Raw genomic sequence first — 13525 nt, 5'->3', positions numbered from 1 at the left:
GCCGGACCGCACCAAGTCAACCGGACTGGCACGTCAAAACGGCGTTTTGGGCATTTGGGGACGGAATGAGGGCTGCCAAGCCCCTGCGGGGCCGGGCTATCGACCGCGGGATACCCGTTCGATCTCGGCCTTGACGATCCGCTCGACCAGGCCCGGCAGATTGTCGTCCAGCCAGGACTTCAGCATCGGCCGCAGCATCTCCTTGACCAGATCCTCCAACGTCCGAGCATTGTTGCTCAGCACGGTGTTGGCCAGCGAGTTGAAGGCGGATTCGACCGCCCGCATCGTGGTTCCCGAGATGATCTGCTGCATCGGCGCGGTTTCGATCGCCGGCGGTTCTCGGACTGGCTCGCGAACGGATTCCTGGGCAGGCACCCGGGTGCGGGCCTCGGTGAATTCGACGTCGTCCTGCGGCTCGACTTTGCGGAACGATGGCGCGGGGGCCGGCTCCGGCAGCGCCATGTCGTCGGTGAGCTCGAACACGTCGGCTTCGGGCTGGGCTTCCGGCTGCGGCGACGGCCTGATCTCGGCCGCGGGCGTCGCCTCGTCGAGGCTGGCCAGCAGCGAATCGATGTCGTCCTGGCTGTTGCTGGAGGCCGCTGCCGGCGCGGGCGGCGTTGATTTCGGCGCCGGCGCCGCGGCCTTTGCAGCCTGAGGCGCTGCAGGCGGCGGGCTCTTCATCGCGGGTTTGGCCGCCGGTGGCGGCGCGGGCTCGGCCTTCGGCGGCGGTGGAGCAGCAGCCGCCGGCTTCTCGGCCGCACCCGGCTTTGCCTCGTCGTCGGCAATGATGCGACGGATCGACGCCAGGATCTCCTCCATCGAGGGTTCTTGGACCTTCGCAGGTTGCGTCATCTCCGACTCCACATCGAAACTATTTTACATCAAGCCCAAGAGGATTCGCCGGTTCCGATGATGCGGGCGGAGATTTTCATTGCTCTCGCCCGACTTGTCCCCAGATCACGCCCGCCCGAGGCCCTTCTGCAAGCTTCGTGTCGCCCAATGCAGCGTGATCACAGGTGGCGTCGCACCTGTCATCACGCTACGCCGGCTCGCCGCGAATCGCCTTGCTGCCCGACAAAACGGTATGTCAGGCCAATTATCGATTGCAAGCAAACGCGCCCGTTTGTGGTCCTGATTAACTCAGAACCACAAACATGGCGCGACAAGCGATGATGAAGTGAAGGTGTTTAGCGGCCGTCGGGTGTGCGAACGCCGGCCCAATTGTCACGAACCTGCTGGTAGTGCACGCTCGGATCATAGATGTTGGTCGAAAGGCCCATCACCTGCGGCGACAAGCGGCCGATATAGTTCAGCACATTGTAGGAAGCGACGACGCGGTCGTGCTGCGCTGTGACGAGCGCATTGCGCGCGTTGACGAGCGCCTGCTGCGCATTGAGCACGTCGAGCGTGGTGCGCTGGCCGGCCTTGGCTTCTTCGCGCACGCCGTTCAGCGCGATTTCCGACGCGGTCACCTGCGCCTGCGCCGATGCCACCTGCGACTTGCCGGCGACCAGCTGACCCCAGGCGGTGACGACGTTGGCACGCGCCTGATCCCTGGTCTGGTCCAGCACCAGGCGCTGCTGCGCCAGCGATTCCTTGGACTGGCGGATCAGCGAGTACTCAGCGCCGCCCTGGTAGATCGGCAGCGACAGTTGAACGCCGACCGAGGCGTTGAAGAGGCGGTACACGGTCAACTGCGTTTCGTAGCCCTGGCTGACCGATGCCTGCAGCCCAACCGTCGGCAACAGCGCGCCTTCGGCAACCTTGGTCTGCAGGAAGTTGACGTCGACGCCGTACATCGCGGCGGTGACGTTCGGATTCTGGGTCAGGCTGAGTTCGACAGCAGCCGAGAGCGACGACGGCAGGAACCGGTCGACCGGCGAGCCCGGCGCGGGATTCTGCGGCTCGACGCCGATGATGCGGCGGTAGTTCGATCGCGTCGTCGTCAGATTCGATTCCGCGGTGAGCTGCTGGGTTCTGCCGGCCGCGAGCTGGGCCTCAGACTGCGCAACGTCCGTGCGCGTCACCTCGCCGACGTTGAAGCGGTCCTGGGTCTGCTTCAGCGTCTGTTCCAGCACGCGCGTGTTGCTGCGCTGGACCTCGACGATTGCCGCGTCGCGGAGATAGTCCATATAGATCGTGGCCGCGCTCAGCAGCACCGACTGCTCGAGCACGCGCAAACCTTCGCGTGCCGACGACACCTGGCTTTCAGCCTGGCGCACCTTCGGCCCGTTCTGCGCATTGAACAGCGACTGGCTGGCGGTGATGCCAACGGTACGCTGCCGGCTCACACCCGACAAAGCCGGGCTTCCCGGCGCCAACTGCTCATCGGTGTATTGTCCGCCGGCCGTTGCGGTCAGCGAGACCTTCGGACGGTAACCCGAGAGTGCCTGCGGAACGTTTTCGTCGATCGACCGCACCTGTGCACGTTGTGCGTTCAGCTGGGGATTGTTCTGGTAGGACCGCACCAGCGCGGACTCGATAGTTTCGGCGAGCGCGGGCACGGGGCCCAGCTCCGCCAACAGAAGGGCGGCAGTCGCAGCCGCGGTGATAGCCTTCACCCCTCGCATCCCCGGTAATCCAATCATTGTAGTCGCCGTCTCCACACGCAAGTCAGTTCCGGCGGTCGCTTCAGACGAAGTGAGTCCCGCCTCACCTTAGTCCGCAGCTAAGGGCAACGGAACTACCCCGCAACGGAACATGGTGGAAACTCTTCACCTGGGGCAAACGGGCCACACTTCTGATTCGGAACGGGATTTTATCAGGTGGCGCAGCGCGGTAGCGGTCAGAAGACGAAGGCGGGACGCCGTTCCAGTCCGGGCAGCACCGGGGCGGTGGCATCGAACAGCTCGCGATGTCCGAAATCCCCGTGGGAGTGCGTCACGAGGGTGGCGCGCGGCGGCGGCGTCAGGCCGAACACCCCGACCAGCCGGCCTCCCTCCTTGAGCTGGCCAAACAGCCCGGTCGGGAGGATCTCGGTCGCACCATTGAGGACGATGACATCATATGGCGCACCCGCGGCGTCGCCGTCCGCTGAAGCTCCGGTCTTGACGGTCACATTCTGGATCCCGAGCTGGGCCAACGCTGCGGTCGCTTTCGCGGCAAGCGCCGGATCGCTCTCGGTGGCGCTGACCTGCGCGGCAAAGCGCGCCACGATCGCGGCGGCGTAGCCGGTTGCACAGCCGACGACCAGGACGCGGTCGGTGGCCTTGATCTCGGCGGCCTGCAGCATCCTGGCGAGCAGCGCCGGCGTGATCAGGCAGCGCTTGGCCGCGCCGCCCTCGGCGACATCGAGATCGAGATCGAGATAGGCAAGCGCCTGCTTGCTGGCCGGCACGAATATTTCGCGCGGCACGGTCAGCATGGCTTCGAGAATGCGATCATCGGTCACGTCGCTCGGACGCACCTGACCATCGACCATGTACTGGCGCGCGGTCGAAAAACCGGTCATTGGCGGGGACCCTGCAAGTCGCGGCATTGCCGCTGGAGAAGCTAGAACAGGGCCATCTTTTGGAACAAGCTCCGCCAAAACGCAACACGCCGTTGGTGTACGGGATGCTCCGGGGCGCGTTCTATTCGATCGTGACCGCAAGCCGGCCGATCAGGCGGGCCACTTCATCGAGATGCTCGGAATCATGCTCCTCGACGGCCCTCGCGAGCCGGCGGACACACTCATCGTCGCTGATGACGGGAGCATCATGCGGAACAAGCGTCGGCTGCGGCATCGACAGGTCGATCAGATTAATGGCCATCAAAATCACCTCTCAAGACCCGGCACGACGAAGTGTCGACAGTTATTGAGTCGATTTGACGACGTATTTGGTTCGCGTGTTGCGGACCACGTGCTTGTGATTGTCGACGGCAATGTTGCCGGGCCAGCAAAGCTGGCTCCCCGGGCTGGATTCGAACCAGCGACCATTCGATTAACAGTCGAATGCTCTACCGCTGAGCTACCGAGGAATAGGCGAACAAGTGTTCGCGAGCGGGCAGCGTATAACAAAGCCTTTCGGGCTTGCAAAGAACCAAATGGGGCTTCGGCGAAACTTTAGCCCAAGACGGTAAACCGCTGCAATGCAAGGGTTTGCCGGCGTCCCAGGGCAATGCAGGCCTGTCCCGGTTGTCCCGTTCTCGGCGCGGGGCGGCCGGGATGGACCAATGACGCGGCGTTACAGCCGCGCGCCGTGATTCCCGGCCGGGGCCCCCGCCCCCTTGATGTCATTCCGCAATGAACGAGGTGGTCTTGGTGCCGGGGTCGTAGCGCAGCCTCAGCACGTTGAGCTTGCAGAGGTTGACGTTCTTCCAGCACCGACTCGTTGTAGTTGGCCCAGTCGACCTTGATGTTCCAGACGCAGCCTTCGTGAAGCCGAGAAACTTGATGGCGTATCCGGTCTCGTTGACGACCGAGACGTTGCGGTTGTCGGCCGCGCATCGTTGTGCGGCGGCACCTCCTTGGCGATCGTGCCGGACGAGTACAGATCGTGCACAAAATGCGAAGCACCCTGCCAGAGCCTTCTGCGTTCCGATCAACGCGCGGCGATCGTGACGATGAACAGAGCGGTCGCCGCGAGCGAAGCGACGGTCCGCACGTGGTTCCAAAAGGTCCAGTCGGTCAGATAGCGCGCCCAGACCGGCGCGGCCGCCGTGCTCGCGGGATCCGTGGCCGCAAGCTGGTCGTTCAGCGGCACGTTGAAGACGGCAGTGACGACGAACATCCCGAGGATATAGAGGCCGCCGCCGCAAATCATCGCAACGGCGCCCGGCTCCTGCCATCTGAGCGCACCGAGCACGACCAGCAGGGCGCAGGACAGCGTGGTGCCGAGGAAGATCGGCATGAACAGCGAACGCACGATGTCGACGTTGATCGCGTTCATCGCCGAGATGCCAGCCGCCTGGTCGACACGGCCGAGCGCGCTCATCACGAATGTCGAGAACGCAAAATAGAGCCCGGCAAGCACGCCGCAGCCGAGCGCGGAAAACCACAGCAAGCCCGAGGTCAGGATATTGCGCATCGCTCTACCTCCGAATGCGAGAGATACTCGTGTTTGCAAAATGCGATAAACTCTCGTATTAGAGACGTCAACCCGATTTCGAAGGAGACAGAAGGTGGCGAGACGAAAGGCCGCGCCCGTGGAAGCCCCCCTGCCCGGGCTGGCGCGGCTTGCTCCGACGCAGCAGCGCAGCCGCGAACGGTTCGAGCGCATCCTCGCCTGCGCGACCGAGATCATGGCGGAGAAAGGCAGCGAGGCCTTTCGGATGAGCGACATCGTCGAACGCAGCGGCGTCGCATTCGGCTCGCTCTATCAATATTTCCCGGACAAGGCCGCGATCATCGGCACGCTGGCGGAACGGCACAACGCCGTCGGACGCGATTGTGTCAGGCGCGATCTGGCTGCCGTCACGGCCCCGCGCGACCTGCATCCGGCGCTTTGCCGGATCGTCGACAGCTACTGCGAGATGTTCATGCGCGAGCCTGTCATGCGCGACATCTGGCAGGCGACGCAGGCCGACCGCGCCCTGCAAAAGCTCGATGCCGACGACATGGCCGTGCTCGCCGGCCTGCTGTCCGACGCAATCCGGCGGGTTGCGCCCGGCGTGCCGGCCGCCACCCTCGCGACCTTCTCAGCACTGACGATGACGCTGATCGCGGCCGCAGTACGCCACGCGATCACGCTGCCGCCGAAAAAGGCGCGGCAGGTGCTGACACAATTCAAGACCATGCTGCCGGATGACCTCGCCGGGCTGGCTTGACCACGTTCGTGACCGACCTCGGGAATTTCCGCCGCGCATGGGCGGTAGGCATCGGGCGTAGAGCGGCGCTGCCCGGCTCTGGCGAACGAAGTCAGCGAGGGCCGAGAATCGATGCAACGCGCGATAGGCGACACCGCGGTCTGCTTGCCTTCACTGTCACGTCTTCCTAAAATTCCTGCGATATTTGACGGCTATGAATATTGCCGGGAATTCCGGGAAGAGTTTTTCGCAAGATGTGATTTGTCTCACACGAGGTGCGGCAGTGCCGACCTAGGTTCCCGAAGGGGTCATCAGCGATTTATTAACCAAACAGGGCGCCATCGTTCTTTTCATAAAATTCGAACGAATCGCTCAATCCGGACCGAAGACAGTTTTGCGACCATTGCGCTCTCGAACCTCGGAGAGCGCGATGAGCGAAGTCGAATTTGATCTGCTGCTGGACGCCGTGCGTACGGCCATCGCGCCTATTGCTCAGGAGGATTTCGTGGCCCAACCTTCGCCCCGCATTCAGCCGCCGCCGCGCGCTGCCAATGACAACCAGGCGCCGTGGCCGCTGATTCCGTTTCCTGAAGGTTGGTACGCCGCGAGCTAATGCGGCTTCTCATTTGTCGGCTGCAAGCCATTGATGAGATGAGTGGAGGCCACGACCAGAATTGAACTGGTGTACACGGTTTTGCAGACCGTTGCGTAACCACTCCGCCACGTGGCCCCTTGCGGCGCACTTCATATACGCCCTCTCTGCGATAGGCAACCAAGCCCAACAGCTAACGTCGGCGCCTCCGGTAGTCGCGTTTCCTGGGTTTTGGCGCCAATTCCGGCATTTTGGCCTGGACTTCGCGGAATCTCGCCAGCATCCGCTCGAAACTGTCAGTTAACGTTGCGGCGATATCGGGCCGCTTCTGCAGCCCGGCCAGCAGGATCGCGGCCGCCTCGATGGTGGACAAACCGTCGCGCCGCGGTTCCCGGCGCAACTTGCCGTACAGCGAGGGGCGTTTCGGCCCGAGAATCACCCGCTGGCACTTCAGCATCCAGGCGTTGCGCCACCACAGCGCCTTGGCCTGGCTCCAGGTGCCATCGAGCAGCACGATGCCCTCGATGTCGGACAGGATCGCGCGCTGATGCGGCTCGAGCTCGCCCTTGCGGTTGATCGCGACGATCTCGGCATCGGTCTCGAGGTCCTCGACCTTGGCCGAGCGAGATAGAGCACCGCCCAGCGCGACGGGTCGGGCACCGGGCGGCCGAGCGCCTTGGCAAGGCTCGGCCACGACAATCCGATCCGCACCACGGCGTTCTCGAAATGCTGCGCCAGCAGCCGCGCGGTACCGAGCGCCCTGTCCTGCTCCTGCGGATGGATCAGGATCAGGAGCTGAATGCGGCTTTCGATCGGTGTGACGCTGTCGCAGATGCAGAGCGGCAGCGGCTTGCCGCAACGCGCGCAATCCTCGATCTCGGCGATAACGTCGGATTTGACTTCGGTCGGTTCGGACATCGCTTCGCTATACGCCCACGACGGCGCAATTCAAACTATTCCGCCGGCGCGTGCACGCCTGACGGCTCGCGGCGCTGACGCAGCCGGTCGATCAAGAGATAGATCACCGGCGTGGTGTAGAGCGTCAGGATCTGCGACACGAACAGGCCGCCGATGATGGTGATGCCGAGCGGCCGCCGCAGCTCGGTGCCCGGGCCGGTCGCAATGACCAGCGGGATGCCGGCAAACAGCGCGGCCATCGTCGTCATCAGGATCGGGCGGAAGCGCGCCCGGCAGGCCTCGAAGATCGCGTCCCGCGACGACAGGCCCTGGTGCCGTTCGGCCTCGAGCGCGAAGTCGACCATCATGATGCCGTTCTTCTTGACGATGCCGATCAGGAGGATGATGCCGACGAAGGCGATCACGGTCAGCGGCGTGTTGGTCACCTGCAACGCCAGCAGGGCGCCGAGGCCGGCCGACGGCAGTGTCGAGATGATCGTGATCGGATGCGCGAGGCTCTCATAGAGCACGCCGAGCACGATATACATCGCGATCAGCGCGCCGAGGATCAACAGCGGCTGCCGCCCGCTCGTCTTGTTGAAGTCGCCGGCATTGCCGTCGAAGCTGCCGCGGATGCCCTCCGGCATGTGCAGCTCGTCGACCGCCTGCTGGATGTTCGTGGTCGCGACCTCCAGCGGCACGTCCGGCAACAGGTTGAACGACACCGTGGTCGAGGGGAAGCCGCCGGAATGATAGACCGCGAGCGCCGACAGTCCGCGCTCGTAGCGCACCAGCGCCGACAGCGGCACCTGCACGTCGTTGGCGCCGGCGACATAGATGCGCTCGAGGTTCGAGGGATCGCTCTGGAACTTCGGATCAATCTCGAGCACCACCACGTACTGGTTGCGCTGGGTGTAGATGTAAGAGATCTGCCGCTGCGAGAACGCGTTGTTCAGCGCGTTGTCGATATCCTGCACCCGGACGCCGAGGCTGGAGGCGATCTTGCGGTCGATCACGAGGTTGAGCTGCAGGCCGCCGGGATCGCGGTCGGAGGACACGTCGGTGATGCCCTCCACCGTCTCCATCCGCTTGGCGACGAGCGGCGCCCATTTCTGCAACAGATCGAGGTCGGTCGAGGCGAGCGTGTATTGATAGTCGGAATCGCTCTGCCGGCCGCCGGTGCGGATGTCCTGCGCGGCGAACATGAACAGGCGGATGCCCGGCACCATGAACAGGTTGCGGCGCAGCCGGTCGATCACCTGGGCGGTCGACATGCCTCCCCGCTCCTCCGGCGGCTTCAGGCTGATGAACATGGTGCCGCGGTTGGAGGTGGCGCCGCCCGGGCCGCCGCCGGAGCCGACCGACGAGCCAATGCCGGCGACCGCGGGGTCTGCCATCACGATGTCGGCGAGCCGCTGCTGCAGCTGGAGCATCGACTGGAACGAGATATCGGCCGAGGCCCGTGTCGAACCGATCACGAATCCGCTGTCGTCGGTCGGGAAATAGCCCTTCGGCGTCTTGATGTAGAGCGTCACCGTCAGGGCGACGGTGGCGAAGAACACGATCAGGGTCAGGAAGGGATAGCCGAGCACGATGCGCAGGGTCGATGCATAGAATGCCACGACCCGCGACAGCGTGCCCTCGATGGCGCGGTCGTACCAGGTCGCGTGCTCCGAGGTCGCCTCCTTGATGTAGTGGGCGCAGATCATCGGCGTGATCGTCACCGACACCAGGGTCGACACGATGATGGCAAACGTCAGGGTCAGCGAGAACTCCCGCAGCAGCCGGCCGACGATGCCGTCCATGAAGATCAGCGGCGTGAAGGCCGCGATCAGCGACAGCGAGATCGACAGCACAGTGAAGCCGATCTGCTTGGCGCCTTCGACCGCGGCCGGATATGGCGCCATGCCCTGCTCGAGATTGCGGTACATGTTCTCGATCATGACGATGGCGTCGTCGACCACGAAGCCGACCGAGATCGCGAGCGCCATCAGCGACAGATTGTCGATCGAGAAGCCGGCGAGCCACATCCCGGCGCAGGTGCCGGCCAGCGCCAGCGGCACCGAGACGCCGGCCGCGATCGTCGGCACCACCCGGCGCAGGAACACGAACACCACGACCATCACAAGCATGGCGGTCGCCAGCAGCGTGAACTGCATATCCTCGACGCTGGCGCGGATCGTTCCGGTGCGATCGACCAGGGTCGAGATCTCGACGCCGGCCGGGATCCACTTCCTCAGTTCCGGCAGCAGCCGGCGAACGTTGTCGACGGTGTCGATGACGTTGGCGTCGCCCTGCTTGGTGATCTGGATCAGCACCGCCGGCTGCTTGTTGAACCAGGCGATCGAGCGCGAGTTGCGGACGGAATCCTCGACCTCGGCGACGTCGGAGAGGCGGACGAAATTGCCGTTCGAGCTCTTGATGAGGATGTCGCGGAACTCGGCCGCGGTGCGCATCTGCTTGTTGATCGATAGCGTCTCGGCTAGCCGGTCGCCGTTGAAGATGCCGACGGGACCCAGCGGATTGGCATTGATGATCGCGAGCCGGACGTCGTCGGTCGAGATTCCGGCATTGGCCAGCGACACCGGATTGAGCGCGATGCGCACTGCCGGCTGGTCGGCGCCACTGACGGTGACCTCGCCGACCCCCGGCACCTGCGAGATGCGCTGTGCCAGCACGGTGTCGGCGACATCGTACATCGCGCTGGTCGAGATCGTCTTCGAGGTCAGCGCCAGCACGAACACGGGCGCCGCAGCCGGATTGGCCTTGCGGAACTTGGGCAGCGACGGCAGGTCGCTCGGCAGATCGGCGAGCGAAGCATTGATCGCCGCCTGCACGTCGCGCGCGGCGCGGTCGATGTCACGGCCGATCGAGAACTGCACCTGGATGCTGGTGACGCCGAGCGAGCTCGTCGAGGTGATCTGGTCGACGCCCGAGATGGTGCCGAGCTTGCGCTCCAGCGGCGCTGCAACGGTCGAAGCCATCACGGAGGGATCGGCACCGGGCCGGGACGCCGACACCCGGATGGTCGGGAAATCGACGTTCGGAACCGACGACACCGGCAGGAACTGGTAGGCGACGATCCCGACCAGGAACAGCCCGATCCCCAGCAAGGTGGTGCCCACCGGCCGGCGGATGAAGGGCTCCGAGATCGAGATCACTGCATGCCCTCGGTGGCGCCCGCGATCGGCGGGCCGCTGGGACCAGGCTCCGGCACGGCCCGCTCGATCCGCCGGTTGAGCCGGTCGAGCGCGAGATAGATCACGGGCGTGGTGTAGAGCGTCAGCAGCTGGCTCAGCAGCAGGCCGCCGATGATCGAGATACCGAGCGGGAAGCGCAGCTCGGCGCCGGTGCCGCTTTCGATCGCGAGCGGCAGCGCGCCGAACAGCGCCGCCAGGGTCGTCATCATGATCGGCCGGAACCGCAACAGGCAGGCCTGCACGATGGCGTCATAGGACGACATGCCCTGATGCCGCTCGGCCTCCAGCGCGAAGTCGATCATCATGATGGCGTTCTTCTTGACGATGCCCATCAACAGAATGATGCCGATCAGGCCGATCACCGACAGGTCCTGCCCGCACAGCATCAAGGCGAGGATAGCGCCGACGCCGGCCGAGGGCAGCGTCGAGAGAATCGTGATCGGATGGATGTAGCTCTCGTAGAGCACGCCGAGCACGATGTAGATCGTGATGATCGCGGCCAGGATCAGCCAGGGCTGCCCGGCAAGCGAGCGCGCAAACTCGGCGGCGTCGCCGGAATAGATGCCGACGATGCTGCCGGGCATCCCGATCCTGCTCTCGATCGCCTTGACGGCGACGACCGCGTCGCCCAGCGCCTCCCCGGGCGCCAGGTTGAAGCTGAGCGAGACCGACGGGAATTGCGCCTGGTGCGAGATCGCGAGCGGCGCCGTGGTGCGGACCAGCGTCGCCACCGCCGACAGCGGCACCTGCGCGCCGTTCGCGCCGGGCAGATAGAGCTTGTCGAGGATCGACGGGTCGCGCTGATACATCGGCAGCGCCTCGAGCACCACGCGGTACTGGTTGGCCTGGCCGTAGATGGTCGAGATCTGACGCTGCGCGAAGGCGTCGTTCAGCGTGTCGGTGACGCCCTGCAGATTGACGCCGAGCTGGCCGGCACGCTGTCGGTTGATGTCGAGCGCCGCGCGCAAGCCGCCATCCTGCGCCTCCGAGGAGACGTCGCGGAAGATCGGGTCGCGCCGCATCTCGGCGACCAGCTTCTGGGCCCATTGCGAGACTTCGGCGGCATCGGTCGCGGTCAGCGTGTACTGGTATTGCGAGCGGCTGGACTGGGTCGAGATCTGCACGTCCTGCACCGGCTGGAAGTAGACGGTCATGCCGGGGACCGACGATATCTTCAGCTTCAGCCGCTCGATCACGTTGACGACGCCGTCGCGCCGCTGGTCGAGCGGCTTCAGGGTCATCACCAGGCGGCCGACATTGGTGGTCGGATTGACCGAACCCGAGCCGATCACCGAGACCACGCCGACCACGTCGGGGTCGGCCTTGATGATGTCGGAGACGGCGCTCTGCCGCCGCTGCATCTCGGCGAACGAGACGTCGGGACCGGCTTCGGTCACCGCCGTGATCGAGGAGGTGTCCTGCAACGGCAGGAAGCCCTTCGGCGCCAGCACGTACATGATCAGCGTCAGCGCGATGGTCGCGAACGTCACCAGCAGCGTCGCGCGCTGGCGCTGCAGCACCCAGAGCAGCGTCCGATGGTAGAACTCCACCATGCGGTCGATGAAGCGGCTGACCGCGGCGAGGCCCGGAACCGCCATCTCCTCGTGAATGTCCTTGAGCAGCCGCGAGCACATCATCGGCGTCAGGGTCAGCGAGACGATTGCCGAGGTCACGACCGCAATTGTCAAAGTCAGCGCGAATTCGCGGAACATGCGGCCGACCAGCCCGGACATGAACAACAGCGGAATGAACACCGCGATCAGCGATACCGTCAGCGAGATCACGGTGAAGCCGATCTCGCTGGCGCCCTTGAGCGAGGCTTCCATGACAGTCTCGCCGTCTTCCATGTGGCGGACGATGTTCTCGATCATGACGATGGCGTCGTCGACCACAAAACCGGTTCCGATGGTCAGCGCCATCAGCGACAGATTGTCGAGGCTGAAGCCGGCGAAATACATGATGCCGAAGCTCGTGATCAGCGACAGCGGCAGCGCGACGCCGGCAATCAGGGTCGCGCGCAGCGACCGCAGGAACAGCAGCACCACCAAGGTCACCAGCACGACGCTCAGGATCAGCGTGAACTGCACGTCGCGGACCGAGGCGCGGATCGTCACCGTGCGGTCGGAGACGATGGTCAGCTTGACGCCGGCCGGCACCGAGCGCTGCAGCCGCGGGATTTCGCCGCGGATCTGCTTGACGACGTCGATGACGTTGGCGCCGGGCTGACGCTGGATATCGATGATGACCGCCGGTGTGCCCTGGTACCAGCCGCCGGTGCGGTCGTTCTCCAGCCCGTCCACGATCTGGGCGACATCGCCGATCGTGACCGGCGAGCCATTGCGGTAGGCGATGATGATCGGCCGGTAGGCGTCGGCCGCTGCGATCTGGTCGTTGGCGGCGATCGTGTAGGATTGCTGGGCGCCGTCGAGCGAGCCCTTCGGTCCCGACACGTTGGCGCCGGCGATCGCGCTGCGCAGGTCCTCCATCGCAATGCCATAGGCGGCAAGCCGGGCGAGGTCGGCCTGCACGCGCACTGCCGGCTTGAGGCCGCCGAGGATCGAGACCCGGCCGACGCCGGAAACCTGGCTCAGCCGTTGGCCCAGGATGGTGTCGGCGAGATCGCTCATCGCCCGCAGCGAGATCGTGTCCGAGGTCAGCGCCAGGGTCATGACCGGCGCGTCCGCCGGGTTCACCTTGGCATAGACCGGCGGGTACGGCAGCGTCTTCGGCAGGATGCCGGCCGCGGCATTGATCGCGGCCTGCACGTCCTGCGTGGCGCCGTCGATGTCGCGGTTGAGGTCGAACTGCAGCGAGATCTGGCTGACGCCGAACGAGCTCGTCGAGTTCATCGACGACAGCGACGGGATCTGCCCGAGCTGCCGCTCCAGCGGCGCCGTGATCAGCGAGGCCACCACGTCGGGGCTCGCACCGGGCAGCTGCGTCGTCACCTGTACGGTCGGAAAGTCGACCTGCGGCAGCGCCGAGACCGGCAGTGCCCAATAGCCGAGCGCACCGCCGATCATCAGGGCGATGCCGAGCAGCGAAGTGGCGATCGGCCGGCGGATGAACGGTTCGGAGACGCTCATGGTTGCGTTCTCGCTTTAACGTC

General features: G+C 64.9%; 9 protein-coding genes, 2 tRNA genes and 1 pseudogene. 2 read left to right on the top strand and 10 right to left on the bottom strand.

Annotated elements, in window-relative coordinates:
• Positions 1-96: 96 nt before the first annotated feature.
• The 6 genes from AKN84_RS05195 to AKN84_RS05170 all read right to left on the bottom strand — a co-directional run bounded on the left by AKN84_RS05195 (position 97) and on the right by AKN84_RS05170 (position 5009).
• Positions 97-852, bottom strand: coding sequence for a PopZ family protein (locus AKN84_RS05195; protein WP_050419691.1), 756 nt, complete (start codon positions 850-852; stop codon positions 97-99).
• Between the two features lie 335 nt (positions 853-1187).
• A complete protein-coding gene (locus AKN84_RS05190; protein WP_050419690.1) occupies positions 1188-2570 on the bottom strand; it encodes a TolC family outer membrane protein in 1383 nt (460 codons plus the stop codon).
• 215 nt (positions 2571-2785) lie between these two features.
• Positions 2786-3451: a protein-L-isoaspartate O-methyltransferase family protein gene (locus tag AKN84_RS05185; RefSeq protein ID WP_050419689.1), complete on the bottom strand. Its 666-nt coding sequence runs from the start codon at positions 3449-3451 to the stop codon at positions 2786-2788.
• Between the two features lie 121 nt (positions 3452-3572).
• The gene (locus AKN84_RS05180; RefSeq protein ID WP_050419688.1) at positions 3573-3752 is read right to left on the bottom strand and encodes a hypothetical protein; all 180 of its coding nucleotides are present in this window, start codon (positions 3750-3752) and stop codon (positions 3573-3575) included.
• Positions 3753-3885: 133 nt separating this feature from the next.
• A tRNA-Asn gene (locus AKN84_RS05175) sits at positions 3886-3960 on the bottom strand.
• Positions 3961-4523: 563 nt separating this feature from the next.
• A complete protein-coding gene (locus tag AKN84_RS05170; protein ID WP_050419687.1) occupies positions 4524-5009 on the bottom strand; it encodes an anthrone oxygenase family protein in 486 nt (161 codons plus the stop codon).
• Positions 5010-5103: 94 nt separating this feature from the next.
• Between AKN84_RS05170 and AKN84_RS05165 the strand changes: the two genes are divergently transcribed.
• Both AKN84_RS05165 and AKN84_RS05160 read left to right on the top strand, forming a co-directional pair.
• A complete protein-coding gene (locus AKN84_RS05165) occupies positions 5104-5748 on the top strand; it encodes a TetR/AcrR family transcriptional regulator (protein ID WP_050419686.1) in 645 nt (214 codons plus the stop codon).
• A 409-nt stretch (positions 5749-6157) separates the two neighbouring features.
• Positions 6158-6340 (top strand): hypothetical protein, encoded by a 183-nt coding sequence (locus AKN84_RS05160; protein WP_024584196.1) that lies wholly within the window; start codon positions 6158-6160, stop codon positions 6338-6340.
• A gap of 43 nt (positions 6341-6383) precedes the next feature.
• Here AKN84_RS05160 and AKN84_RS05155 read toward each other — a convergent pair.
• The 4 genes and pseudogenes from AKN84_RS05155 to AKN84_RS05140 form a co-directional block, all read right to left on the bottom strand.
• Positions 6384-6457, bottom strand: a tRNA-Cys gene (locus AKN84_RS05155).
• A gap of 55 nt (positions 6458-6512) precedes the next feature.
• Positions 6513-7237 (bottom strand): annotated as a pseudogene (locus AKN84_RS05150) (tRNA-uridine aminocarboxypropyltransferase).
• 35 nt (positions 7238-7272) lie between these two features.
• On the bottom strand, positions 7273-10377 hold the full coding sequence (locus AKN84_RS05145) for an efflux RND transporter permease subunit (RefSeq protein WP_050419685.1): 3105 nt from the start codon (positions 10375-10377) through the stop codon (positions 7273-7275).
• Entirely contained in the window at positions 10374-13502 is a 3129-nt protein-coding gene (locus AKN84_RS05140; protein WP_050419684.1) for an efflux RND transporter permease subunit, read from the bottom strand. Before AKN84_RS05140 ends, AKN84_RS05145 begins: the two co-directional genes overlap by 4 nt.
• Between the last annotated feature and the right edge of the window lie 23 nt (positions 13503-13525).

The sequence above is a fragment of the Bradyrhizobium tropiciagri genome (assembly GCF_001189845.1).
Lineage (GTDB): Bacteria > Pseudomonadota > Alphaproteobacteria > Rhizobiales > Xanthobacteraceae > Bradyrhizobium > Bradyrhizobium tropiciagri.
Note: the sequence above shows the minus strand (reverse complement) of the source record. Positions and strands in the feature narration are given on the sequence as shown.

What these genes read in the sequence shown, in the direction of transcription:
- AKN84_RS05195 (WP_050419691.1), bottom strand. Translation starts at nt 852, where the DNA reads ATGACGCAACCTGCGAAGGTCCAAGAACCCTCGATGGAGGAGATCCTG.
- AKN84_RS05190 (WP_050419690.1), bottom strand. Translation starts at nt 2,570, where the DNA reads ATGCGAGGGGTGAAGGCTATCACCGCGGCTGCGACTGCCGCCCTTCTG.
- AKN84_RS05185 (WP_050419689.1), bottom strand. Translation starts at nt 3,451, where the DNA reads ATGACCGGTTTTTCGACCGCGCGCCAGTACATGGTCGATGGTCAGGTG.
- AKN84_RS05180 (WP_050419688.1), bottom strand. Translation starts at nt 3,752, where the DNA reads ATGGCCATTAATCTGATCGACCTGTCGATGCCGCAGCCGACGCTTGTT.
- AKN84_RS05170 (WP_050419687.1), bottom strand. Translation starts at nt 5,009, where the DNA reads ATGCGCAATATCCTGACCTCGGGCTTGCTGTGGTTTTCCGCGCTCGGC.
- AKN84_RS05160 (WP_024584196.1), top strand. Translation starts at nt 6,158, where the DNA reads ATGAGCGAAGTCGAATTTGATCTGCTGCTGGACGCCGTGCGTACGGCC.
- AKN84_RS05140 (WP_050419684.1), bottom strand. Translation starts at nt 13,502, where the DNA reads ATGAGCGTCTCCGAACCGTTCATCCGCCGGCCGATCGCCACTTCGCTG.